This is a genomic window from Nocardiopsis halophila DSM 44494 (assembly GCF_000341245.1).
Classification (GTDB): domain Bacteria; phylum Actinomycetota; class Actinomycetes; order Streptosporangiales; family Streptosporangiaceae; genus Nocardiopsis_A; species Nocardiopsis_A halophila.
Map to the genome: position 1 here is coordinate 37957 of NZ_ANAD01000085.1, position 22366 is coordinate 60322.

The 22366-nt window shown below is 74.7% G+C and carries 23 protein-coding genes and 1 pseudogene; 12 read left to right on the top strand and 12 right to left on the bottom strand.

The window, feature by feature from the left end:
* The first annotated feature begins 12 nt into the window (after positions 1–12).
* Positions 13–453 carry an SRPBCC family protein gene (locus D450_RS0111400; protein ID WP_017538791.1) on the top strand — a complete coding sequence of 147 codons (441 nt, stop codon included), beginning with the start codon at positions 13–15 and terminating at the stop codon, positions 451–453.
* 43 nt (positions 454–496) lie between these two features.
* Here D450_RS0111400 and D450_RS0111405 read toward each other — a convergent pair whose 3' ends face one another.
* The 6 genes from D450_RS0111405 to D450_RS0111430 form a co-directional block, all read right to left on the bottom strand.
* Entirely contained in the window at positions 497–853 is a 357-nt protein-coding gene (locus D450_RS0111405; protein ID WP_017538792.1) for a DUF4333 domain-containing protein, read from the bottom strand.
* 188 nt (positions 854–1041) lie between these two features.
* On the bottom strand, positions 1042–1275 hold the full coding sequence (locus D450_RS0111410; protein ID WP_017538793.1) for a hypothetical protein: 234 nt from the start codon (positions 1273–1275) through the stop codon (positions 1042–1044).
* A 79-nt stretch (positions 1276–1354) separates the two neighbouring features.
* On the bottom strand, positions 1355–2404 hold the full coding sequence (locus D450_RS0111415) for an ABC transporter ATP-binding protein (protein ID WP_017538794.1): 1050 nt from the start codon (positions 2402–2404) through the stop codon (positions 1355–1357).
* Positions 2389–3198, bottom strand: coding sequence for an ABC transporter permease (locus D450_RS0111420; RefSeq protein ID WP_017538795.1), 810 nt, complete (start codon positions 3196–3198; stop codon positions 2389–2391). Before D450_RS0111420 ends, D450_RS0111415 begins: the two co-directional genes overlap by 16 nt.
* Positions 3192–4076, bottom strand: coding sequence for a molybdate ABC transporter substrate-binding protein (gene modA / locus D450_RS0111425; RefSeq protein WP_017538796.1), 885 nt, complete (start codon positions 4074–4076; stop codon positions 3192–3194). Before modA ends, D450_RS0111420 begins: the two co-directional genes overlap by 7 nt.
* The gene (locus tag D450_RS0111430; protein ID WP_026124432.1) at positions 4069–4476 is read right to left on the bottom strand and encodes a TOBE domain-containing protein; all 408 of its coding nucleotides are present in this window, start codon (positions 4474–4476) and stop codon (positions 4069–4071) included. Before D450_RS0111430 ends, modA begins: the two co-directional genes overlap by 8 nt.
* A gap of 210 nt (positions 4477–4686) precedes the next feature.
* On the opposite strand from D450_RS0111430, the gene D450_RS0111435 reads away from it, so the two are divergent.
* The 4 genes from D450_RS0111435 to D450_RS0111450 all read left to right on the top strand — a co-directional run bounded on the left by D450_RS0111435 (position 4687) and on the right by D450_RS0111450 (position 8513).
* Positions 4687–6018, top strand: coding sequence for a sensor histidine kinase (locus D450_RS0111435; protein ID WP_017538798.1), 1332 nt, complete (start codon positions 4687–4689; stop codon positions 6016–6018).
* A 2-nt stretch (positions 6019–6020) separates the two neighbouring features.
* Positions 6021–6698 carry a response regulator transcription factor gene (locus D450_RS0111440; RefSeq protein WP_017538799.1) on the top strand — a complete coding sequence of 226 codons (678 nt, stop codon included), beginning with the start codon at positions 6021–6023 and terminating at the stop codon, positions 6696–6698.
* Positions 6695–7615: a DUF4097 family beta strand repeat-containing protein gene (locus tag D450_RS0111445; RefSeq protein ID WP_017538800.1), complete on the top strand. Its 921-nt coding sequence runs from the start codon at positions 6695–6697 to the stop codon at positions 7613–7615. Before D450_RS0111440 ends, D450_RS0111445 begins: the two co-directional genes overlap by 4 nt.
* Before the next feature lie 169 nt (positions 7616–7784).
* Positions 7785–8513 (top strand): M50 family metallopeptidase, encoded by a 729-nt coding sequence (locus D450_RS0111450; protein ID WP_017538801.1) that lies wholly within the window; start codon positions 7785–7787, stop codon positions 8511–8513.
* 61 nt (positions 8514–8574) lie between these two features.
* On the opposite strand, the gene D450_RS0111455 is transcribed toward D450_RS0111450, so the two are convergent.
* Positions 8575–8937 (bottom strand): STAS domain-containing protein, encoded by a 363-nt coding sequence (locus D450_RS0111455; RefSeq protein ID WP_017538802.1) that lies wholly within the window; start codon positions 8935–8937, stop codon positions 8575–8577.
* 471 nt (positions 8938–9408) lie between these two features.
* On the opposite strand from D450_RS0111455, the gene D450_RS0111460 reads away from it, so the two are divergent.
* A complete protein-coding gene (locus D450_RS0111460) occupies positions 9409–10248 on the top strand; it encodes a TauD/TfdA dioxygenase family protein (RefSeq protein WP_017538803.1) in 840 nt (279 codons plus the stop codon).
* Here D450_RS0111460 and D450_RS0111465 read toward each other — a convergent pair.
* The 3 genes from D450_RS0111465 to D450_RS0111475 form a co-directional block, all read right to left on the bottom strand.
* Positions 10214–12472: a hypothetical protein gene (locus D450_RS0111465; protein WP_017538804.1), complete on the bottom strand. Its 2259-nt coding sequence runs from the start codon at positions 12470–12472 to the stop codon at positions 10214–10216. The genes D450_RS0111460 and D450_RS0111465 overlap by 35 nt on opposite strands.
* Before the next feature lie 426 nt (positions 12473–12898).
* The gene (locus D450_RS0111470) at positions 12899–13522 is read right to left on the bottom strand and encodes a TetR/AcrR family transcriptional regulator (protein ID WP_017538805.1); all 624 of its coding nucleotides are present in this window, start codon (positions 13520–13522) and stop codon (positions 12899–12901) included.
* Between the two features lie 74 nt (positions 13523–13596).
* Positions 13597–14937, bottom strand: a complete 1341-nt coding sequence (locus D450_RS0111475) for a phenylacetate--CoA ligase family protein (RefSeq protein WP_017538806.1) — start codon at positions 14935–14937, stop codon at positions 13597–13599.
* A 187-nt stretch (positions 14938–15124) separates the two neighbouring features.
* Between D450_RS0111475 and paaN the strand changes: the two are divergent.
* From paaN to paaE, 6 genes and pseudogenes are all read left to right on the top strand, one after another.
* Positions 15125–16790, top strand: a pseudogene (gene paaN, locus D450_RS30025) (phenylacetic acid degradation protein PaaN).
* Between the two features lie 128 nt (positions 16791–16918).
* The gene (gene paaA, locus D450_RS0111485) at positions 16919–17896 is read left to right on the top strand and encodes a 1,2-phenylacetyl-CoA epoxidase subunit PaaA (RefSeq protein ID WP_017538807.1); all 978 of its coding nucleotides are present in this window, start codon (positions 16919–16921) and stop codon (positions 17894–17896) included.
* Between the two features lie 22 nt (positions 17897–17918).
* Positions 17919–18200, top strand: coding sequence for a 1,2-phenylacetyl-CoA epoxidase subunit PaaB (paaB, locus tag D450_RS0111490; protein ID WP_017538808.1), 282 nt, complete (start codon positions 17919–17921; stop codon positions 18198–18200).
* A complete protein-coding gene (gene paaC, locus D450_RS0111495; protein ID WP_017538809.1) occupies positions 18197–19009 on the top strand; it encodes a 1,2-phenylacetyl-CoA epoxidase subunit PaaC in 813 nt (270 codons plus the stop codon). The genes paaB and paaC overlap by 4 nt, the downstream gene beginning before the upstream one ends.
* Positions 19006–19512 carry a 1,2-phenylacetyl-CoA epoxidase subunit PaaD gene (paaD, locus tag D450_RS0111500; RefSeq protein WP_017538810.1) on the top strand — a complete coding sequence of 169 codons (507 nt, stop codon included), beginning with the start codon at positions 19006–19008 and terminating at the stop codon, positions 19510–19512. Before paaC ends, paaD begins: the two co-directional genes overlap by 4 nt.
* An 86-nt stretch (positions 19513–19598) precedes the next feature.
* Entirely contained in the window at positions 19599–20708 is a 1110-nt protein-coding gene (paaE, locus tag D450_RS0111505; RefSeq protein ID WP_017538811.1) for a 1,2-phenylacetyl-CoA epoxidase subunit PaaE, read from the top strand.
* A gap of 13 nt (positions 20709–20721) precedes the next feature.
* Here the strand turns inward: paaE and D450_RS0111510 are convergent, their stop codons facing one another.
* Together D450_RS0111510 and D450_RS0111515 are read right to left on the bottom strand one after the other, a co-directional pair.
* Entirely contained in the window at positions 20722–21297 is a 576-nt protein-coding gene (locus tag D450_RS0111510; RefSeq protein WP_152520826.1) for a hypothetical protein, read from the bottom strand.
* 104 nt (positions 21298–21401) lie between these two features.
* Entirely contained in the window at positions 21402–22349 is a 948-nt protein-coding gene (locus D450_RS0111515) for a beta-ketoacyl-ACP synthase III (RefSeq protein ID WP_017538813.1), read from the bottom strand.
* Positions 22350–22366 lie beyond the last annotated feature (17 nt).

Genomic DNA, 22366 nt, shown 5'->3' on the forward strand with positions numbered 1-22366 from the left:
GAGGATTCCGGCATGGCGCAGCACAGAGTGGCGCGGAGCGTCGTGGTCGACGCCCCCGCGGAGAAGGTGTTCGAGGTCCTCGCCTCGCCCCGCAGGCACGCGGAGTTCGACGGTTCGGGCACGGTTCGCGAGGCGGTGCACGGGCCGGAGCGGCTCGGCCTCGGCGACGAGTTCGGCATGGACATGCGGATGGGCCTGCCCTACCGGATGTCCAACCGGGTCGTGGAGTACCAGGAGGGGCGGCTGATCGCCTGGCGGCACTTCGGCGTCCACCGGTGGCGGTTCGAGACCGAGCCGCTGTCCGACGGGACCTGCCGGGTGACCGAGACCTTCGACTACTCGACGGGGGGTCCGCTGCTGAGGTTCGGCTACATCCTCCTCGGCTGGCCGTCGCGCAACGGCCGTTCCATCGAGCAGACCCTGGTCCGCCTCAAGGAGCTCGTCGAGGGCTGACGGCGCGGGCGCGGGCGCGAGGCCCGGCGGCGGGCGGCGGTGGTCAGGAGGACGGCGTCTCGTCGAGCTCGACCGAGTACTCGAGGTTGCCGTCCTGGACCCCGGTGACCGTGACCGCGGCGTCATAGGTCTGCTCACCGGCGGTCACCTCGCACTCGATCGCCGCACCGTCCTCGGCGTCGAGACTGCCGCCCGGGCACTCCACCGAGTCGGGGACGCGGCCGAGCTCGGACTCCAGCTGCGAGGCGATCTCCTCCTCCAGGCGCTCTCCGTCGATGGCGCCCTCGCATCCCGTGGCGGCGAACGCCGCCGCCAGGGCGGTGCCGGCCAGGACCGGGGCGAGCCGTCGACCGGACCGTCGGTGAGGCCTCTGCGGCCTCTGCGGCAGGGGTGCCGTCATCCTCATCGCTCCTTCGGGCGTCGTGGCCGCCGTCTCTGGGAACGAGCCTACGTCGGACGGCGGTGAACGCCAGGGGGCGCGGCCGGGGGCCTCCCGGGGCCGGCGGTGAACCGGGCCCGGGAGGCCGACACGCCGTTCAGGCACTCGGGAGGGCGCCTCGGTCGTCGCCGGCGCGCCCGGCGCCATCCTTAGTAGCCGTACCCGTCGTACCCGCCGCCGCCCATGCCGCCGTCGTCGTACCCGTCGTACCCGTCGTAGCCGTGCCCCATGAGCAGCGTCTCCGCGGCGCCGACGCGGTAGCCGTCGTACCCGTCGTAGCCGTCGCCGCTGCCTGCGGCCGAGGCGGGCCCGGCCGAGGCGGCGATGGCGGCTCCGGCGGCGGCGGTGACGGCGGCCGCGGCGAGCGTGCGCGTGAGTGACATGATCGAGCCTTCCTTTGCGTGATCAATCCGTGACTGACGGTGACCAGCCTAGGCGGGTCGAGCGCCGATCACCAGCACGTCAGGCCGGGTAGCAGTGCACTTCGGCCGCCTTGACCGACGCCCACACCCGTGCGCCCGGCGCCAGGTCCAGCTCGGCCAGCGCCGCCGGGGTGACGTCGGCGCCCACCTCCAGGGCGCCGCCCAGCCGGACCCGTACCTGGTCGCCGAAGCGCTCGACCCCCGTCACCTCCAGGGGCCACACGTTGCGCGGGGTGCCCGACGGCGGGTCGGGGTACAGGGCGACCGCGCGCGGGGGGAAGGCCGCGAAGACCGGGCCCGCGCCCGGGGACGGCGCCTCGATCCGGGCACCGCCCGGCACCTGCACCGTCGTCCCCTCCTGGTGCCCCCGGTACAGGTTGAGCCCGACCAGGCGGGCCACGTACTCGGTGCGCGGGCGCAGGGCGACCTCCGCCGGAGGGCCGTCCTGCACCACCGCGCCCTCCTCCAGCACGGTGATGCGGTCGGCGAGCACCATCGCCTCCAGCGGATCGTGGGTGACCAGCACGGTGGCGCCGTCGAAGGCGTGCAGGCGGGCCCGCAGGCCGGCGCGGACCTCCTCGCGGGTGTGGGCGTCCAGGGCCGACAGCGGCTCGTCGAGCAGCAGCAGGCGCGGTCCCGCCGCCAGCGCCCGGGCCAGCGCCACGCGCTGGGCCTGGCCGCCGGAGAGCGCCCCCGGCCGGGACCGGGCCCGGTCGGCGAGTCCCATCTCCTCCAGCAGCCCGGCGGCGCGGGCGCGCGCGGCGGCCTTGGACTCGCCCCGGCAGCGCGGGCCGAAGGCCACGTTGTCCAGCGCGGACATGTGGCGGAAGAGCAGGTAGTCCTGGAACACCACCCCGATGGGGCGCCGCTCGGGCGGCAGCGCGGTGATGTCGCGCCCCTCCAGCACCACCGAGCCGCCGGCCAGGGGCTGGAGCCCGGCCAGGGCGCGCAGGGCCGTCGACTTGCCCGCCCCGTTCGGCCCCAGCAGCGCCACCACCTCGCCGCGGTCGGCGGTGATGGAGGCGTCCAGCAGGAAGCCGCCCCGCTGCGCCCGCATCCGGGCCTGCAGCGCGCTCACGCCGTCGTCCACCGGTCGCGCAGGGCCGCCAGCACGGCGACCGAGACCAGGAGCAGGATCAGGCTGAGCACCACGGCGGCCTCCGGGCTCTGCTGCATCGCCAGGTAGACGGCGAGCGGCATGGTCTGCGTGCGGCCGGGCAGGTTCCCGGCGAAGGTGATCGTGGCGCCGAACTCGCCGAGCGCCCGGGCCCAGGCCAGCACCGCGCCGGCCAGCACCCCCGGGGCGGCCATGGGCAGGGTGATGCGGCGGAACGCGGTCCAGCGGGTGGCGCCCAGCGTGGCGGCGGCCTCCTCGTAGCGGCGGTCGGCCCCGCGCAGCGCGCCCTCCACGCTGATCACCAGGAACGGCATGGCCACGAACACCTGGGCGACGACCACCGCGGCGGGGGTGAAGGGCAGCGAGAGGCCGGACCATTCGTACAGGTGCCGTCCGAGCAGCCCGTTGCGGCCCAGCACCAGCAGCAGCGCGACGCCGCCGACCACCGGGGGGATCACGAGGGGGACGGCGACCAGGGCGCGCACGGCCCGGCGCCCGGGGAACTCGGTGCGGGCCAGCAGCCACGCCAGCGGAACCCCGAGCAGGAGGGAGACGGCCGTGGCGGCGGTGGCGGTGGACAGCGACAGCCACAGGGCACCCCGCACCCCGGGTGAGGCGGCGAGGGGGACGAGGTCGCCCCAGGGCGCGCCGATGAGCAGCCCGGCGAAGGGCAGGACGAGGAACCCGAGCCCGAGCAGCGCGGGGACCACCAGGAGCCAGGGCACCCGCCCGCGCGGGGGCCGGGCCTTCCTCTCGCCGCTCAGCACGCCCGCTCCGCCCCGGCACCCTGCGTTGATCTCGGGGAAGTCGGCCTTGAAAGGGCGCTCTTAAGGCCGACTTCCCCGAGATCAACGCAGGGTCGGCCGTCCGCTCCGCCTCCCGGGCTGAAGCCGGCGTCGGCCAGCGCCTGCTGCCCCTGGTCGGACAGGACCAGGTCGACCCACTCCTGCGCCGCCTCGGGGGCCTGGGCCCCCTTCACGACCGTGATCGGGTAGTCGTTGGCGGCCTCCTCGGCGCCGTCGACGTCGATGCCCTCGACGTCGCCCCCGGCCGACCGCACGTCGGTCGCATAGACCAGCGCCGCGTCCGCCTCGCCGAGGCGGGCCCGGGTCAGGGCCGCCTTGACGTCCTCCTCCTCGGACGCACCCGCCACCCGCACCCCGTGAGCGTCCAGCAGGTCCCGGGCGGCCGCGCCGCACGGGACCTCCGGGGCGCACAGGGCGACCCGGACGTTCGGGCCGGACAGGTCCTCCAGGCCGGTGATCCCGGCCGGGTTGCCCGGGGGGACCGCGATCCGCAGCTCGTTGCGGGCGAACACCCGCGCCTGGCCCCGGGCCGCCCCCGCGTCGGCGACGTCGTCCATCGTTCGGGTGTCGGCCGAGGCGAACACGTCCGCGGGCGCGCCGTCGGCGATCTGCAGGGCCAGGTCGGAGCTGCCGGCGAAGGAGAAGTCGACCGGCACGCCCGTCTCGGCCTCGAACTCCTCGCCCAGCCCGGTGAAGACCTCGGTCAGCGAGGCCGCGGCGAACACGGTCAGCCGGTCCCCGCCCGAGGCGCCGCCCGCGCACCCCGCGGCGGCCAGCAGCAGGGCCCCGGCCGCCGCGGCCGCGCGCCGCCCCCGCCGGCGCACGGCCGGCTCAGTCATGGCGCGCTCCCCGGTCGGCCCCGCTCTCCACGATCACGTTGGTCGACTTCACCACCGCGGTGGCCACCGCCCCGGGCTCCAGGCCCAGCTCGTCGGCGGCCTCCCGGCTCATCAGCGACACCAGCCGGTGCGGCCCCGCCTGGATCTCCACCTGCGCCATCACGTCCCCGCGCCGCACGCCGGTCACCAGCCCGCGCAGCCGGTTGCGGGCCGAGGAGCGGCCAAGGCCGGGGTCGGCGTCGGGGGAGCGGAGGAAGGCGGCCAGCGCGGCGCCGTCGACCAGGCGGCGGCCGGCGGCGTCGCGCTCGGCGGGCAGCCGCCCCGAGTCGACCCAGCGGCGGACGGTGTCGGGGCTGACCCCGGCGAGCTCGGCGACCTCGCTGATCCGGAACGTCGGCATGTCCGGCACACTACCGCTCGCATCTGCGATGAGAAAGGGGGAATCATCCAGCAGATGCGAGGGGGTGGGCCAGGCGGTTCAGAGGATCCTCTGGACCTCGGGGCGTGCTGCCACTACCCCCCTCCACGTGGCAGCGCCATGGCGCACCCCGGCCGCGCGACCATAGGTTCCATGGTGAGGGGCGGATACGACGGCGGGAGGCCGGGAGCGATGGCGAGCGGAGATGCGGCCGCGGCCGCACGCGCCCTTCGGCCGGGATGGGCCGAGCGGCTCCTCGCCCTGCTGCACCTGCTCACCTCGCTGGTGCTGTCGGTGCTGTACCTGGTCCCCGGCGCGCTCCTGCTGGTCGCCGCGACCGCCGTGTCGTTCGAGACCTACTACTTCCTCGCCGGCACCCCCTACGGCGCCCAGGGGCCGATGGACGTCGCCCGCCAGGCCGGCCTGGTCGCCGGGCTGGCCGTGCTGGGCATGCTGACCGCCCGCCTGTGCTGCGCCCTGCAGCGGCGCTGGCTCGGCGACGCCTTCGGGGTCGTCGAGACCCGCCCGCCCGACCCCGACGTCCCCTCCTCCCGCCCCGGCCGCGTGCTGAACCACCTGTTCGGCGCCGAGGCCTGGGGCAACCTGCTCTACTGCACGGTCGCCGGCCTCCAGGGGCTGCTGGCCGGCGGCCTGGTGCTGGCCCTGGTGGCCTTCGGCATCGGCGGCGCCGCGGCCGCCCTCATCGTGGCCGGCTTCGTCGCCCTCGGCGGCCAGGCCTACCTGGGCGAGCTGTCGGTCAACCTCGCCATCGCCGCGCTCGGCGTGCCGCTGGCCCTGTGGCTGGCGCCGTTCGCGGTGCGCCTGGAGTACGCGGTCGCCCGCACGATGCTCTTCGACGCCCCCGAGGTGCGGGTGCGCCGCCGCCTCATGCACGTCCAGGACAGCAGGTCCCGGATGGTGGACGCGGCCGAGGCCGAGCGCCGCCGGATCGAGCGCGACCTGCACGACGGCGCCCAGCAGCGGCTGCTCGCGGTCACCCTCACCCTCAGCCGGGCCCGCTCCCGCTTCGACCGCGACCCCGAGGGCGCCCGAGGGCTGCTGGAGGAGGCGCAGGCCGAGGCGAAGGAGGTCATGGAGGAGCTGCGGGAGGTCGCCCGCGGCCTGCACCCCCGGGTGCTCACCGACCACGGGCTGGAGGCGGCCCTGCCGGTGGCCGCCGGGCGCGCGCCGGTGCCGGTCAAGGTCGACGTGGACCTTGACGGGCGCCCGTCGCCGCGGGCCGAGGGCGTGGCCTACTACGTCGCCAGCGAGGCGCTCACCAACGTCGCCAAGCACGCCCGCGCCACCGCGGCGCGGATCACCGTCCGCCGGGTCCCCGGCCGCGGCGGCGACCTGCTGCGGATCAGCGTGGGCGACGACGGGGTCGGAGGCGCCGACCCCGAGGGCGGCACCGGGCTGTACGGGCTGTGGGACCGGGTGGACGCCGTGGACGGGCGCCTGCACATCGCCGGCCCCGAGGGCGGAGGGACCGTCCTGACCGCGGAGATCCCATGGGAGGCATAGCGATGCGGGTGATCATCGCCGAGGACTCGGTGCTGCTGCGCAGCGGCATGGCCCGGCTCCTGGAGGACGAAGGGGTGGAGGTGCTCGCCCAGGCGGGCGACGCCGAGGCGCTGATGCGGGCCGTCGCGGCCCACCCGGAGGCCGACCTGTGCCTGGTCGACATCCGCATGCCCCCCGGCTACTCCGAGGAGGGCATGGACGCGGCCATCCGCATCCGCAGCGAGCACCCGGGGGTGGCGGTGCTGCTGCTCTCCCAGCATGTGGTGAGCCGCTACGCCGGAGAGCTCCTCGGCGGCGGCGCGTCGAAGGTGGGATACCTGCTCAAGGACCGGGTCGCCGACATCGACGAGTTCATGGAGGCGCTGCGGCGGGTCGCCGGCGGCGGTGCGGCCATCGACCCCGAGGTCGTCTCCCAGCTCCTCAGCCGGCGCGCCGACAGCTCCCTGGAGCGGCTCAGCCCGCGCGAGGGGGAGGTGCTGGCGGCGATGGCCGAAGGGCTGAACAACGCCGGCATCGCCGAGCGCCTGGTGATCACCGAGCGGGCGGTGGAGAAGCACATCCGCTCCATCTTCACCAAGCTCGACCTGGGCCAGGACGACCACGACCACCGGCGCGTGCGCGCCGTACTGGAGTACCTCCGCGGCGTGGAGGCCGCGGCCCCCGAAGGGAGGAAGCCATGACGTTCAATGCGCGGGGCCTCTACGCCTCGTCGAGCAAGGTCCCGCGGCAGCGGAGGTTCCGCTGGATGTGGCTGGGGACCGTGGCGGCGGTCGCCGCCGTGCTCTTCGGCGCGGCGGTGGCGCTGGGCGCGGTCCCGGTCGGCAGCGAGGAGCGCGCCCCCCAGAGCTTCGAGGGCGCCGAGCGGGTGGTGGTCGAGAACCGGACGCCGGGCGGGGTGACGGTCACCGGGGCGGAGACCGGGGCGGTGGAGGTCCGCACCGAGCTGCGGCGGTCCCTGCTGTTCGAGCCGGAGGAGAGCCTGGACGAGCGGGGCGGGGTGGTCCGCGCCGAGGCCGGGTGCCAGGCCGCACTGATGTCGGTGTGCGCGGTCGACTACGAGGTGACGGTCCCCCTGGGCGCCGAGGTCGAGGTGCGCACCGCCTCCGGCGAGGTCGAGGTGGTCGGCGTCGACGGCGCGGTGCGGGCCGAGTCGGTGTCCGGCCCGATCGAGGTCGAGGACCTGGGCGGAGGCGCGGTCCTGGAGACGGTCTCCGGGATGATCGAGGTGGACGGGGCGGACGGGTCGGTGGAGGCCCGCTCGGTCTCCGGCGAGATGGAGATGGAGGGCCTGGACGTCGACCGGCTGGCCGCCGAGAGCACCTCGGGCGTGATCGAGGTCGAGGGCGCGTTCTCCGCGGCGGAGCTGGAGAGCACCTCCGGCATGGTCGAGGTCCTCACGCGCGAGCGCTTCGACTCGCTGCGCGCCGAGACCACCTCCGGGGAGGTCGAGCTGACGGTCCCCGACGGCGCCTACGACGTGCAGGCCGAGTCCACCAGCGGCGCCGTCGACGTCGGGGTCGAGGACGACGGCGGCTCGGACAGCAGCATCCGGGCCTCTTCCACCAGCGGCGCGGTCGAGGTCCGCTCCGACGACTGAGGCCCGCCGGCGCCGGGCGGGGCCGCCCCGGCCCCGCGATCAGCGCCGCCGCGGCTTCCGCGGTGCGGCCGATGGCCTACCCTCCCCTTCAGGTGCGGGGCCCACGCCCCGTGCGGACGGCCGGGGACGACCGGCCGCCGACCACCGAGCGAGGACGGGAAAGCGCGCCATGGAGGGAACCTCCTTCGAGGATGTCGTGTCCGAGGTCTTCTCGACCCAGACGGCGCCGCCGTGGTGGCTCGTCGTCGCCACCGGGGTGGTCGCACTGGCGCTGGTGTCCACCTCAGGGCCCTGGCGACTGGCGCGCAACGCGGTGACCATCGCCCACGAGGGCGGGCACGCGCTGGTGGCGCTGCTCAGCGGGCGCCAGCTCACCGGGATCCGGCTGCACTCGGACACCTCGGGGGTCACCGTCTCCCGGGGCCGGCCGGAGGGGATCGGGATGGTCCTCACCGTGTTCGCCGGCTACGTCACCCCGTCGCTGGTCGGCCTGATCGGGGTGGTGTTCCTGCTGGGCAACCGCATCACCGCGCTGCTGTGGCTCTCGGTGCTGGTGCTGGCGGCCCTGCTGGTGATGATCCGCAACCTGTACGGCGTGGTGTCGGTGGTGGGGACGGGCGCCCTGGTGTTCGGCGTCTCCTGGTTCACCCCCGCCGAGGTGCAGGCCGGCTTCGCCTACTTCTTCACCTGGTTCATGCTGGTCGCCGGGGTGCGGCCGGTGCTGGAGCTGCAGTCCCAGCGGCGGCGCCAGCCCTCCCCGCACTCCGACGCCGACCAGCTGCACCGGCTCACCGGGATGCCCGGCACCGCGTGGGTCGTGGTGTTCGGCGCGGTCAACCTCTGTGTCCTGGCGCTGGGCGTGTGGCTGCTGTGGACCTCTGCGGGCCACGCGGCGTGAGGGACGGGGCCGGGACCGGTGTGGCCGGAACCGGCCACACCGGGCACACCGGCCGGCGGACTCAGGGGCTGGGCGCGTTGAGCGGGGCGGCCAGCGCCGCGGCGACGTCGGGCATGACCGGCACCCGGGTGTCGATCGCGGTGACCCGCAGGATCTGGGCGACGCGCTCGTTCGGCGCGGCGACCATCACCGCCGCGTAGTGCTCCTTGGCCAGCTTGTGGGCCTGGATGAGCACGCGCAGCCCGCTGGAGTCGATGAAGTCGAGGCGGGAGAAGTCGAGCACCACCCGTCCGTGCGGCATGGACTCGACGGCCTCGCGCGCGGCGGTGTGGAACCGCCGCTCGGTGGCCAGGTCGACCTCGCCCTCGAAGGTGAGGACCAGGCCCTCGTCGTGGGCGTGGCTGGTGATCGTCAGGGCGGGCATGGCGGCTCCGGGAGTTCCGGGTCGGGCGCCCTCGGCGCCCCCGGCCCGGGCAGCGGTCCGCGGGGCGCCCTGCTCCGGGCGGGCGCCGAACGCGTGTGCTCGCGCGTGAGCGGGCGCATGGTCGCGGCGGGACTGCTGACTCATCGTGATGGCTCTACCCCTCATGCCGGGCCCCTGGCGGGACCGGCATCTGCGTGGTCTTCGTCGTCGGCGATCGCTCGACTCCGGGGCGGGCGGCCGGGTTGCGGGTGGCCGGGCCGGACGCGGCGGCCTGCGGGGCGACCCGTGGGCTGGAACTCTCACACGCCCGCTGGATGCTAAGGAGCTTAGAACAAGCCTCCGTCCCGGACGATACCACACGGCTGTGGCCTATTCGTGACATGAGTGAAGCGCGAGCGTGCTCATGAACGGGGTGCGGTGTTAGCCTCACCACACCAAGCAACTGCTTGCTTCATGGGGAGGCGTCCCGGCATGGCCATCGAGTTCACCAAGGCGACCGCGCGCGTCGGCGCCTACGTCACCGGCCTGGACCTGAGCCAGGACCTGTCCGGCGAAGAGGTCGGCACCGTCCACCGCGGCCTGCTCGACCACGGAGTGCTCTTCTTCCGAGGCCAGGACATCACCGACGAGCAGCACGTCCGCTTCGCGCTCCGGTTCGGCGAGCTCAACACGCCGCCGATGAAGGCCGGGGAGCCCTCCGGCGACCCGGTCGCCGACGCGATGCACGTGCTGAACCAGACCAGTCCCAAGGGCGAGGGCGGCGACAGCTGGCACGCCGACAACACCTTCATGCCGAACCCGCCGCACGCGTCGATCCTGCGCGCCGTCGTGCTGCCCGAGGTCGGCGGCGACACCCTGTGGGCCAGCGCCTGCGCCGCCTACGACGGCCTCTCGCCCCAGGTCCGCACGCTCGCCGACTCCCTGACCGCCGTGCACGACATCACCCTGGGCGTCCGCAAGGCCGTGTCCAAGGGCCACCCGCTCGACCTGGCCGACCTGCAGCGCCGCTTCCCGCCGCGGGAGCACCCCGTGGTGCGCGTGCACCCCGAGACCGGCCGCCGGCTGCTGTACGTGCACCGCAGCTCGGTCACCCGGATCACCGGCCTGGACGAGTGGGAGAACGAGGCGCTCCTGCCGATGCTGTGCGACCGGATCCGCCGCCCCGAGTACCAGGTCCGGCTGCACTGGGAGGTGGGCACCATCGCCTTCTGGGACAACCGGGCGGTGCAGCACTACGCGGTGCCCGACTACACCGAGCGGCGCGAGATGCACCGGGTCACGGTGGACTTCCCGAAGGGCTTCGAGGACTGAGCCGCGCGCCCGGCCCGTCGCGCCGCAGCACCCAGGTGGCCGCCGAAAGCGTCAGCGGCACCGCCACCGTCAGCGCCAGCGCCGGGATGGCGATCCCCGAGTCGTTGGCGGCGAAGCCCACCAGCGCCGTCACCAGTGACCCGGTCAGTCCGGCGCGCAGCGTGGGCGCGCGCTCGTAGGCCCGCTGCAGCACCCCCATCCGCCAGTCGGTCGGCTTGTTGAGCACCGCGAACAGGAAGAGCAGCGCACAGCCGGCCAGCAGCGTCAGCTGCCAGTTGCCCAGGGTGCCCAGCATCGCGGTCAGCTTGCGGGCCACCACCGGCCACGCGCCGCCCTCCAGCACCTGGGAGGCGAACAGCCCGAAGTGGCTGCGCTGCGAGGGCGGGCGCAGGTAGTCCCAGTAGGCGATCGCCGCCAGCACGGCGGCTCCGGCCGCGCAGACCAGCACCATCCGGGTGATCGTCACCGTGCGCCCGGCGATCATCAGGACCGTCACCGCCAGCCCCGGCACCAGGGCGAACAGCCCGCCGAAGTCGGTGCCCAGCCCCGGCCAGCCGACCACCAGCGCGGTCGCGCCCCCGATGGCCAGGGCGACGGCCACCGCCGCCCGGCGGTGCCCGGCCGCGATCAGGTAGTGGGCGAGTCCCGCGACCGTCATCAGCATGCCGGTGGCGAAGGTCGCGAAGGCGATGTTGCCGAGGCCGTAGAAGCGCCCGGCCACGATGGGCGTGTACCCCATGGGCGAGTTCATCTGCAGGGTCGCGCCGGTGCACATGTCGGTGAACAGCACCGCGGTGGTGATCCCGGCGACCACCGTCATCGGCCCCAGGATGTCCCGGCGCCAGGGGCCGGCCAGCGCCGCGGTGGCGATGAGCGCCGCGAACAGCAGCACGCACAGCGGCAGCGCCGCCTCCGGGGCGGGAAAGGACCACCAGGGCACCAGGTTGGCCAGGTAGCTGGCGACCGGGACCGCCGCCCCGCCCAGCGCCACCGCCCGGGTCGCCGCCAGCACGGTCGCGCGCTTGTCCCGGTCGCGCTCGCCGTAGCGGTGCACCGCGTAGGCGGCCGCGGCGTAGATGAGCAGCTGCAGGGCGACCAGCAGGCTGAAGAACCCGGCCATCAGCGACCCCACCACGTTGGCCGCGGTGTTGAACTCGGCGAGCTCGTCCACGGCGGTCTCCAGCTCGCCGGGGCGCTCGACGGAGGCCCAGGTCCGCCCGACCATGGAGGGCGGCGGGGTGAGCCCCATCGAGCGCAGGACGGTGGGGCTGGCGTCGGTGAGGGTGACCAGGCCGTCGCGCCGGGTGGACTCGGAGGTCAGGTAGCCCCCGCCGTACCCGTCGCCGGTGACGGGGCCGGGGCCGTGCAGCAGCGCCGCGTTGAGGTTGGACGGCCCGGCCTCCACCGACACCCCGGCCACCATCAGCGTCGCGTCCTCGGGGAGGGCGTCCACGACCTCGGCGAGCCGGTCGTCGATGGCCGAGAGCGCCTCCAGCCGGTCCTCGTGCTGCACCGGGTCGGGCTCGGGCTCGGCCTCCCCCTCCGGGGAGGCCGCGGGGCCGGAGGGAGAGGCCTCGGGGTCCACCGGCGGGTCGAGGTACAGGTCGGAGAGGCCGTCCAGGTCGACCACGGTCAGCCGGGCCTCGGCCATCTGCGACTCGGTGAGGGCGGCGGGGGTGGCCAGGTAGCGGTCGACGCGCCCGTCCTCGTCGGCGGCGGCCAGGGCGGCGCCGGGGCCGACCGCCAGGGTGCTGCCCCCGGCCTCGTGCACGGTGCTCCCGAGCAGGCCCACGCGGGCGGTGTAGGGCGATGCGGCGTTGACCGCCACGTGGTCGCCGTAGTCCTTGACGACCGCGCCCTCGCCGTCGCGCTCGGGGGGCACCGGGAGCTCGCAGATGGAGTGCCGCTGGCGCTCGCTGAACGCGCGCTGCCCGGCCGAGACGGTGAGCCACCCGTCGACGGGGCAGGTGCGGGAGGTGGCGGTGCGGATCGACATGTCCCCGATCGCGCTGCGGCCGGCCAGCGACCACAGCTCGGGCATGGTGTCCCGGTCGACCTCCTCCCACATGAGGCCCGGGATCCCGACGACCACGGCCGGGCCGCCCGAGGGGGGCTCCTGCGCGGCGGGAGCGGCCCGTGCCGGAGCGCCTGGAACGGCGGCGAGGACGGCGGCGGCCACGGCGAGTGCGGCCGCCGCCCGGGCCGCCCGTCCTCCCAAGGACACGGCATCCTCCTCGCTCCGGGGGCGTTCTGCTGCACACCGTAGCGGTCCGGGCACGCCCCACCGGGGTGTGCCACGCACCCTGTGGACGGAAGGGCGGAGAGGAGACGGAAGGCCCGGGGCTCTCGGAGGAGGAAGGAGAGCGGGGGAAGGGAGCCGGATTCGGGCGGCCGGAGCGGGCTCGCGCTCGCCCCTCGTGCCGCCGCCGGATTCCGGGGGCGCCGACGCCTCCCCCTGCGGGGCCGAAGGCGGCTCGGGGTCGGCTCATGCCCGTAACGATGGCGCTGCTCCGGCCGGACGGAACGTCCACCACTGCGGCGAACGCGACCGTTCGTCCTCGCCGTGCTGCGGACGCTCCACCTCGAACTGCGGCCTTGCACGTGGCAAGGGGCGGCCGAGGGGAACGGCCAGGGGCCGCTTCCCTGGTCGTCAGTCCTTGCGCAGGCCTTCGAAGGCGACCGCCGCCACCTGCGCCGCCAGGGCCTCGGGGTCCAGGCCGCCGCCGGGGCGGTACCACTCCACCAGGGAGTTCACCATGCCGAAGAGCAGCCGCCCCGCCACGTCGGGGTCGACGTCCGGGCGGATCGAGCCCTCGGCCATCCCCTCGCGCACCAGGTCGGCGACGAACCGGTCGAACTCGCGGCGCCGCTCCAGCGCCCGCCGCTCCACCGGGGTGTTGCCCCGCACCCGCAGCAGCAGCGTCACGTGCGGCAGCTCCTCGGCGAGCGCCAGCACGCTGCCGCGCAGCACGTGCTCCAGGCGGCCCAGGGCCGGCCCGCGCCGGGCCTCCGGTTCGCGGGTGACGGCGAACAGGGCGTCCAGCGCGCGGTCCAGCGACTGGCGCAGCAGCTCGGACTTGCCGGAGACGTGGTGGTAGATGGCGGACTTGGTCACGCCCAGCGCGCGGGCCAGGTCCTCCATACTGGTGCCGTCGTACCCGCGCTCGTTGAACACCCGAACCGCCGTCCGCAGGACCGAGTCGGCGTCGTGGCCGGGGCGTCCGGCGCGGCGGCGCGCGGGGGTGGCGGGGCCGGGGGGAGTGGAGCGGGACACAGAGGGTGAATCTACCCCGGCCGCGACCGTGCCCGTGCGCGCATCGCCGCTCGCGCCGCCAACGGTGTCCGACGTCACGGCCGCTCGTCGATCGTCCTGCGCACCTTGCCGGTGGACCGCTCCAGGGTGCCCGGGTCGAGCACCTCGACCGCGGCGCCCACCCCGGTGTGCTCGCGCACCGCCTCGGCCAGCGCGGCCCCGGCCCGGGTGCGCTCCTGCTCGGCGATGCCCGGCCGCGCCTCCACCCGCACCGTCATCTCGTCCAGTCGCCCCGGGCGCCGCAGCACCAGCTGGAAGTGCGGCGACAGCGCCGGGACGCGCAGCACCTGCTCCTCGACCTGGGTGGGGAAGAGGTTCACCCCGCGCAGCACGATCATGTCGTCGCTGCGCCCGCCGATCCGCTCCATGCGCCGGAACGCGGGCCGGGCGGTCCCCGGCAGCAGCCGGGACAGGTCCCGGGTGCGGTAGCGCACCACCGGCATGGCCTCCTTGGTGAGCGAGGTGAACACCAGCTCCCCCTCGCCGCCGTCGGGCACCGGCGCGCCGTCGACCGGGTCGACGGTCTCGGGCAGGAAGTGGTCCTCGAACACGTGCGGCCCGTCCTTGGACTCCACGCACTCGTTGGCCACCCCGGGCCCCATCACCTCCGAGAGCCCGTAGATGTCCACCGCGTGCAGGTCGAAGGCCTCCTCGATCTCGGCGCGCATGTCCTCGGTCCACGGCTCGGCGCCCAGGATCGCGGTGCGCATCGAGCTCGCCCGCGGGTCGATGCCCTGCTCGCGCATGGCGTCGGCGATGGTGAGCAGGTAGGAGGGGGTGACCATGATGGTCTCGGGCCGCAGGTCGTCGATGAGCTGCACCTGCCGCGCCGTCTGCCCGCCGGAGACGGGGATGACCGTGCACCCGAGCCGCTCGGCCCCGTAGTGCGCCCCCAGGCCGCCGGTGAACAGCCCGTAGCCGTAGGCCACGTGCACCTTCTCCCCGGGCCGCCCGCCGGAGGCGCGGATGCACCGGGCCACCAGGTCCGACCAGATGTCCAGGTCGCCGCGCGTGTACCCGGCCACCGTGGCCCGCCCGGTGGTGCCGCTGGAGGCGTGCAGCCGCAGCACCCGGTCGTGCGGCACGGCCAGCGCCCCGTACGGGTAGGCGTCGCGCAGGTCCTGCTTGGTGGTGAAGGGGAAGCGCCGCAGGTCCGACAGCGAGTCCAGGTCGTCCGGGTGCACCCCGGCGGCCTCGCACTTGCGCCGGTAGAAGGGCTGGTGGGCGTAGGCGTGGGCGAGGGTCCAGCGCAGCCGCTTGAGCTGGTGCTCCTCCAGCATCCCGCGGTCGGCGCGCTCCATGGGGTCGAGCATCCCGGGGCCGGGGGCGGGTCCGAGGCGCCTGGCGCCGGCGGGGTGGGGGGACGGGTCGGTCACGGCGTCGTCCTTTCGGCTGGCGCACCCCGGCGGGGCGCGGGGACGGACCCTTGCGGCCTGAACGAACGGTCGGTTAGTAAGTACGGCATAGACAAGCACCACCGGCCGGGGCGCTGTCAAGGGGCCCGGCGGCCATCGGTGCTGGAAAGCGCAGCAGGACGCGACGACGCGTAGGGAGAGGCCGCCCATGGACCCCAGCGAGCTCTACGAACGGCACCGCAAGACCCTGGAGGAGGCGGTCGGCGCGATCCGCGGACGGCACTTCTGGTCGCCCTACCCCGAATCCCCCAGCCCCAAGGTGTACGGGGAGGAGGCGGCGCCGGCCGGAAAGGCGGCCTTCGAGGCCTACCTGGGGCGGGACTTCCCGCTGGAGGGCCACCCCGGCACCGGGGACCGCGTGGTCACCGAGCGCTCCCCGTACGGGCTGGCGCTGGGCACGGGCTACCCCCGCGCCGGCGCCGACGCGCTGATCGCCGCCTCCGGGCAGGCCGCCGGGCCGTGGCGGGACGCCGGCCCGGACGCGCGCGCCGGGATCTGCCTGGAGATCCTCGACCGGATCAACAAGCGCAGCTTCGAGATGGCGCACGCCGTGCAGCACACCAGCGGCCAGGCCTTCGTCATGGCCTTCCAGGCCGGCGGCCCGCACGCCCAGGAGCGCGGGCTGGAGGCACTCGCCTACGGCCACGACATGACCACCGGCTACGCCGGCGCGGTGCGCTGGGAGAAGCCCCAGCGCAAGGGCGACCCGCTGGTGATGGAGAAGCGCTTCACTGCGGTCCCGCGGGGCACCGCCCTGCTCATCGGCTGCAACACCTTCCCCACCTGGAACGCCTACCCGGCGCTGTTCGCCAGCCTGGTCACCGGCAACACGGTCATCGTCAAGCCGCACCCGCGGGCGGTGCTGCCGCTGGCGGTCACCGTGGCCGTCGCCCGCGAGGTGCTGGCCGAGTGCGGGCTGGACCCGAACGCGGTGCTGCTGGCCGCCGAGCGGGCCGAGGACCGGATCGCCGCCGACCTGGCGCTGCGGCCCGAGGTGCGGATCGTCGACTTCACCGGCTCCAGCGAGTTCGGCGAGTGGCTGGAGGAGAACGCCCGCCAGGCCGCGGTGTTCACCGAGAAGGCCGGGGTCAACTGCGTGGTGGTGGACTCCACCGACTCCTACGCGGGGATGCTGGGCAACCTGGCGTTCTCGCTGTCGCTGTACAGCGGGCAGATGTGCACCACCCCGCAGAACATCTTCGTGCCCGCCGCCGGGATCGACACCGACGAGGGCCGCAAGAGCGCCGAGCAGGTCGGCGAGGACCTGTCCGGCGCGCTCGGGCGCCTGCTGGGCGATCCGGCCAAGGCGGCGGGCGTGCTCGGCGCCATCGCCAACGAGGGCGTGATGGACCGGCTGGGCGGGGGCGGGGGGGGGGGGNGTGCGGCGCTCGGAGGAGGTCGCCCACCCGGACTTCGCCGACGCCACCGTGCGCACCCCGGCCGTGGTCCGGGTGGAGGCCGACCGCGAGGAGGTGTTCGGCCGCGAGCACTTCGGCCCGGTCTCCTTCCTCGTGCCCACCTCCGGAACCGGGGAGTCGCTGCGGCTGCTGCGCCGGAGCGTGGAGCGCCGGGGCGCACTGACCGCCGCGGTCTACTCCACCTCCGAGGAGGTGCTGGCCGAGGCGGAGAAGGCCGCCCTGGACGCCGGGGTGAACCTGTCGGAGAACCTCACCGGGCAGGTGTTCGTCAACCAGTCGGCGGCCTTCAGCGACTACCACGGCAGCGGCGCCAACCGGGCGGCGACCACCTCGCTGACCGACCCGGCGTTCGTCGCCGGCCGGTTCAGCTTCGTGCAGTCCCGGCGGCACGGCTGAGCAGTACGGCCGAACGGGGCCGCTCCGCGGCCGGAGAGGGCGGGGTCGCGCCGTTGACCCCGCCCTTCTCCGGGCGGTAATTTCTCACTGAACGTTCGGTCGGTATTATGGCCGGGGGAGGACCCGCGATGACGGACCGAGGGACGGCGACGGCGGCGCCGGAGAACGCGCCGGAGCAGCGGCGCTTCGAGGAGCGGATCGCCGCCGACGAGCGGATCGAGCCGCGCGACTGGATGCCCGACGACTACCGGCGCACCCTGATCCGCCAGATCGCCCAGCACGCCCACTCCGAGATCATCGGCATGCAGCCCGAGGGCAACTGGATCACCCGCGCCCCCTCGCTGCGCCGCAAGGCGGTGCTCATCGCCAAGGTGCAGGACGAGGCCGGGCACGGCCTGTACCTGTACAGCGCCGCCGAGACCCTGGGCGTGGCCCGGGAGGAACTGCTCGACCTGCTCCACCAGGGGCGCCAGCGCTACTCGTCGATCTTCAACTACCCCACCGTCTCCTGGGCCGACGTCGGCGCCATCGGATGGCTGGTCGACGGCGCCGCGATCACCAACCAGGTGCCCCTGTGCCGCTGCTCCTACGGGCCCTACGCGCGTGCGATGGTGCGCATCTGCAAGGAGGAGAGCTTCCACCAGCGGCAGGGCTTCGACCTCCTGTACACCCTGGCGCGCGGCACCGAGGCGCAGCGCAGGATGGCCCAGGACTCGGTCGACCGCTGGTACTGGCCCTCGCTGATGATGTTCGGCCCGCCGGACTCGGAGTCGACGCACTCGGAGAAGTCCATGGCCTGGAACATCAAGCGGTTCTCCAACGACGAGCTCCGCCAGCGCTTCGTCGACATGATCGTTCCGCAGGCCGAGGCGCTCGGGCTCACCCTCCCCGACCCCGACCTGGCCTGGAACGCCGAACGCGGCCACTACGACTTCGGCACCCCCGACTGGGACGAGTTCATGCAGGTCCTCAAGGGGAACGGGCCCTGCAACAAGCAGCGCATCGAGCACCGGCGCGACGCCCACCGCGAAGGGGCCTGGGTGCGCGAGGCGGCCCGTGCGCACGCGGCCAAGAGCCGGGCCCGGAGCCGGACCGCGGCGGCCTGAGGTGAGAGGCGGGAGAGACACGATGGCGGACCAGCCCCTGTGGGAGGTCTTCGTCCGCGCCCGGCGCGGACTGTCCCACGTGCACGTCGGCAGCCTGCACGCCGCCGACGCCGAGCACGCACTGCACAACGCGCGGGACCTGTACACCCGGCGGCAGGAGGGCGTCAGCGTGTGGGTGGTCCCGGCGGCGGAGATCAGCGCATCGGCGCCCGAGGACAAGGACGCGTTCTTCGACCCGGCCGAGGACAAGGTCTACCGGCATCCCACCTTCTACCCGGTCCCCGAGGGGGTGGAGCACCTGTGAGCGGCCAGGAGAGGGGATCGGCCCACGCCGGGCCGGACACCGCGCTCGCCGCCTACGTGCTGCGGCTGGGCGACGACGCGCTCGTCGCCTCCCACCGGCTGGCCGAGCTGGCCGCCCGCGGGCCGCAGCTGGAGGAGGACGTGGCGCTGGCCAACACCGCCCTGGACCTGCTCGGCCAGGCGCGCTCCCTGCTGACCTACGCCGGCTCCCTGGAGGAGCGGCTCACCGGCGTCCTGCGCACCGAGGACGACCTGGCGTTCCTGCGGGGCGAGGACCAGTTCGCCAACTGCCTGCTGGTGGAGCTGCCCAACACCGACTTCGCGCACACCGTCGCCCGTCAGCTGCTGTTCTCCGCCTACCAGTTCGAGCTCTACTCGCGGCTGGCGGGCTCGGCCGACGCGACCCTGGCCGGGATCGCCGGCAAGGCGGTCAAGGAGGTGGCCTACCACCGCGACCACGCCGCCGGGTGGACCGTGCGGCTGGGCGACGGCACCGAGGAGAGCAGCGAGCGGATGGCGGCGGCGCTGGAGGCGGCCTGGCCCTCCACCGCGGAGCTCTTCGCCTCCGACCCGGTGTTCGCCGCGGTCGCCGCGGCCGGGCTCGGCGCCGACCCGCCCGAGCTGCGCCCGGCCTGGGAGGCCTGCGTTGACGGGGTGCTGGCCGAGGCGGGCCTGGCCCGCCCGGAGGTGCCGCCGGTCACCGGCCCCGCCGGGAGGGGCGGCCGGCAGGGCGTGCACACCGAGGCCTTCGGCTACCTGCTGGCCGAGATGCAGCACCTGCACCGGTCGCACCCGGGAGCACTCTGGTGACCGGGCCGGTCCGCACCCGGGACGCCGCGCTGGAGCGCGTCGCCGAGGAGGCGGCCGCGGTGCCCGACCCCGAGATGCCCATGCTCACCCTGCGCGACCTGGGCATCCTGCGCGGGGTGGAGCGCGGCGCGGACGGGCGGCCGGTGGTGGTGATCACCCCGACCTACTCGGGCTGCCCGGCGATGGAGGCGATCCGCGAGGACGTGCGCGAGCGGCTGGCGCGGCTGGGCCACGAGGACGCCGAGGTGCGCACCGTGCTGTCGCCGGCGTGGAGCACCGACTGGATCACCGAGGAGGGGCGGCGCAAGCTCGCCGAGCACGGGATCGCTCCGCCGAGCGGGTCCGCGCCCGTGGGGCCGGTCCCGGTCCGGCTGAGCGTGAAGTGCCCGCGCTGCGGTTCGCCCGAGACCCGGACGCTCAGCCGCTTCGGCTCCACCGCCTGTAAGGAGCTGCGGGTGTGCACGTCGTGCAAGGAGCCCTTCGACCACGTCAAACCGCTGTAGGGCGCCGGAGAGGGCCGGGCGGAGGTGCGCAGGTCCGCACACGGTCCGCACAAGCACAGTGCCGGCACGGACCAGACGGGAGAGTCATGACCGCAGGCCGCCGCAGGGCCGCCTTCCGCACGCTGACGGTGTCCGCCGTGGAGCGGCTGACCGACGACGCGGTGGCGGTGACCTTGGATGTCCCGCCCGAGCATGCCGAGGAGTTCCGGTTCGTGCAGGGGCAGCACCTGACGGTGCGCCGCCCCGGCGGGGCGGAGGAGGTGCGGCGCACCTACTCGATCTGCTCCCCGGCTCCCGACGGGCCGCTGCGGATCGGCGTCAAGCGCTTGGAGGGCGGCGCGTTCTCCTGCTTCGCCAACGACGCCCTCAAGCCGGGGGACGCCCTGGAGGCGATGCCTCCGCTGGGCGGCTTCAACGTCCCGCTCGACCCCGGCGCCGCCCGGGCGCACGTCGCCGTCGCGGCCGGCAGCGGCATCACCCCGGTGCTCTCCCTGGCCGCGACCACGCTGGCCCGGGAGCCGGAGAGCACCTTCACCCTGGTCTACGCCAACCGGACCTCCCGGGACGTGATGTTCCTGGAGGAGCTGAACGACCTGAAGGACCGCCGTCCCGCGCGCTTCCAGCTGCTGCACGTGCTCAGCCGCGAGCAGGGAGAGGCCCCGCTGACCAGCGGGCGCATCGACGCCGAGCGCATGGGGGAGCTGCTGGGCGTGCTCCCGGACACCGCAGGCGTCGCCCACTGGTACCTGTGCGGTCCGCAGGAGATGGTGGAGACGGTGACGGAGGTGCTGACCGACCGGGGGGTGCCCCGGGAGCGCGTGCACTTCGAGCTGTTCCACGTCGAGGGGGCCCCGCCGCCGCGCAGGCGCCGCACCTCCGAGGCGGGAGGCGCGGCGGGCGGCCCGGCCCCCGCGGCGTCGACGCGGTTCACCTTCACCCTGGACGGCCGCACCAGCACGGTGGACACCGACGGCGACGCCGAACCCCTGCTGGGGGCGGCCCTGCGGGTCCGGGCCGACGCCCCCTTCGCCTGCCGGGGCGGGGTCTGCGGCACCTGCCGGGCGAAACTGTGCGAGGGCGAGGTGGACATGCCGGTCAACTACGCCCTGGAACCCGCCGAGATCGAGGCGGGCTACATCCTCACCTGCCAGTCCCGCCCCATGGGAGCCGAGGTGGCCGTCGACTACGACGCCTGAGGCGCCCTGCCCCTCAGCAGTCGGGCTCGACGTCGTCGAGGGGGACGGTCTCCTGTGCGTCGTGGCGGCTGGACTCGGTGACCAGCGCCGCCGGCAGCCCTCCCTCGTACTCTTCGGCCTGCCGGGTGAGGCGGTCCGCCGAGACGTGCACGGTCCCGAGGTCGTGTTCGGCGGCGGCGCCTCCCTCGGTGGCCTGGGAGCCGACGCCGACGGCCAGAACCTGCATGCCCATGGGGTCCACCACCGGGCCGCCGGGGAGTTCGGTGAGGGAGCCGTCGCCGTTCACGAACGAGACCGACCAGTCCTCGCCCGGGTCCCCCAGGTCGACCTCCAGGAGGTGGTCGTCGAACTCGGCCTCGGTCCGGTACCGGTACTCCTCGCCGATGTCGACCTGCCGCGGCACGGCGTCGCACCAGGCGATCAGGATCGTCGGGTAGGCGTCGTCGTCGACGCCCCCTTCAGGGACGAGCGCGGCCACACGCGGGGCGTTGCCGGCGGCGGAACAGCCGGCGGTGACCAGCGCGAGGGCCGACGCCAGCGCCGCGGTCCTCAGCGCTGCGGCCCTCACCGTGGAAAGGGGGACTCTCATGGGGATCCTCGTCGTGTCCGGGGGCGGGAGCACGCTTCACTTTCCCACCCCTGAGAAGAATCCACCCCTTCCGGAGACCATCGGGCCCGAAGGCCGACCCGGCGTCAGGGGCAGCGGACGACCTGGCCCGCGTAGGAGAGGTTGCCGCCGAAACCGAAGAGCAGGACCGGGACGCCGCTCTCCACCTCGCCCCGTTCCAGGAGCTTGGAGAAGGCCAGCGGGATGCTCGCCGCCGAGGTGTTGCCCGACTCCACCACGTCCCGCGCCAGGACCGCCTGCGGGGCGCCCATGCCGCGGGCGATGGACTCGATGATGCGCAGGTTCGCCTGGTGCATGACCAGCGCCCCCAGCTCCTCGGGCGCCACGCCGCCGCGCTCGCACGCCGCGCGCGCCAGCGCGGGCAGGCGGGTGGTGGTCCACCGGTAGACGGCCTGGCCCTCCTGCACGAAGCGGGTGGGCGTGCCGCCGATCCGGATCGCGTCGCCCATCTCGGGGAAGGAGCCCCACAGCACCGGGCCCACCCCCGGTTCGGCCCCGTCCGGGCAGGCGGCCAGAACCGCCGCCCCGGCGCCGTCGCCGACGAGGACCGAGGTGGAGCGCTCGGCCCACTCCACGACGTCGGTCATCTTGTCCGCGCCCACCACCAGGGCGGTGCGCGCGGCCCCGGCCCGCACGGCGTGGTCGGCGGTGGCCAGGGCGTGCGGGTAGCCAGAGCAGACCACGTTCACGTCCAGCACGGCCGGGGCCGGGGCGCCGATCCGGGCCGCCACCCGCGCGGCCATGTTCGGGCTCCGGTCCACGGCCGTGGAGGTGGCCACCACGACCATGTCCACGTCGGCGGCCTCGGTCCCGGCGTTGGCCAGCGCCTTGGCGGCGGCGTTCGCGGCCATCTCGTCCACGGTCTCGCCGGGCGCGGCCACGTGGCGGGTGCGGATGCCCACGCGGCTGCGGATCCATTCGTCGCTGGTGTCGGTGAGCCGGGCCACGTCGTCGTTCGTGAGCACGGTGCTGGGCTGGTAGTGGCCGAGCGCCACGATCCGCGACCCGGTCATGTTTCGTCTTTCCCCCG

Coding starts and splice junctions, on each gene's coding strand:
- paaB (WP_017538808.1), top strand. CDS start 17,919: ATGGCGGACCAGCCCCTGTGGGAGGTCTTCGTCCGCGCCCGGCGCGGA.
- modA (WP_017538796.1), bottom strand. CDS start 4,076: ATGACTGAGCCGGCCGTGCGCCGGCGGGGGCGGCGCGCGGCCGCGGCG.
- D450_RS0111410 (WP_017538793.1), bottom strand. CDS start 1,275: ATGTCACTCACGCGCACGCTCGCCGCGGCCGCCGTCACCGCCGCCGCC.
- D450_RS0111510 (WP_152520826.1), bottom strand. CDS start 21,297: ATGAGAGTCCCCCTTTCCACGGTGAGGGCCGCAGCGCTGAGGACCGCG.
- paaE (WP_017538811.1), top strand. CDS start 19,599: ATGACCGCAGGCCGCCGCAGGGCCGCCTTCCGCACGCTGACGGTGTCC.
- D450_RS0111435 (WP_017538798.1), top strand. CDS start 4,687: ATGGCGAGCGGAGATGCGGCCGCGGCCGCACGCGCCCTTCGGCCGGGA.
- D450_RS0111405 (WP_017538792.1), bottom strand. CDS start 853: ATGACGGCACCCCTGCCGCAGAGGCCGCAGAGGCCTCACCGACGGTCC.
- paaA (WP_017538807.1), top strand. CDS start 16,919: ATGACGGACCGAGGGACGGCGACGGCGGCGCCGGAGAACGCGCCGGAG.
- D450_RS0111430 (WP_026124432.1), bottom strand. CDS start 4,476: ATGCCGACGTTCCGGATCAGCGAGGTCGCCGAGCTCGCCGGGGTCAGC.
- D450_RS0111400 (WP_017538791.1), top strand. CDS start 13: ATGGCGCAGCACAGAGTGGCGCGGAGCGTCGTGGTCGACGCCCCCGCG.
- D450_RS0111440 (WP_017538799.1), top strand. CDS start 6,021: ATGCGGGTGATCATCGCCGAGGACTCGGTGCTGCTGCGCAGCGGCATG.
- D450_RS0111445 (WP_017538800.1), top strand. CDS start 6,695: ATGACGTTCAATGCGCGGGGCCTCTACGCCTCGTCGAGCAAGGTCCCG.
- D450_RS0111515 (WP_017538813.1), bottom strand. CDS start 22,349: ATGACCGGGTCGCGGATCGTGGCGCTCGGCCACTACCAGCCCAGCACC.
- D450_RS0111450 (WP_017538801.1), top strand. CDS start 7,785: ATGGAGGGAACCTCCTTCGAGGATGTCGTGTCCGAGGTCTTCTCGACC.
- D450_RS0111460 (WP_017538803.1), top strand. CDS start 9,409: ATGGCCATCGAGTTCACCAAGGCGACCGCGCGCGTCGGCGCCTACGTC.
- D450_RS0111455 (WP_017538802.1), bottom strand. CDS start 8,937: ATGCCCGCCCTGACGATCACCAGCCACGCCCACGACGAGGGCCTGGTC.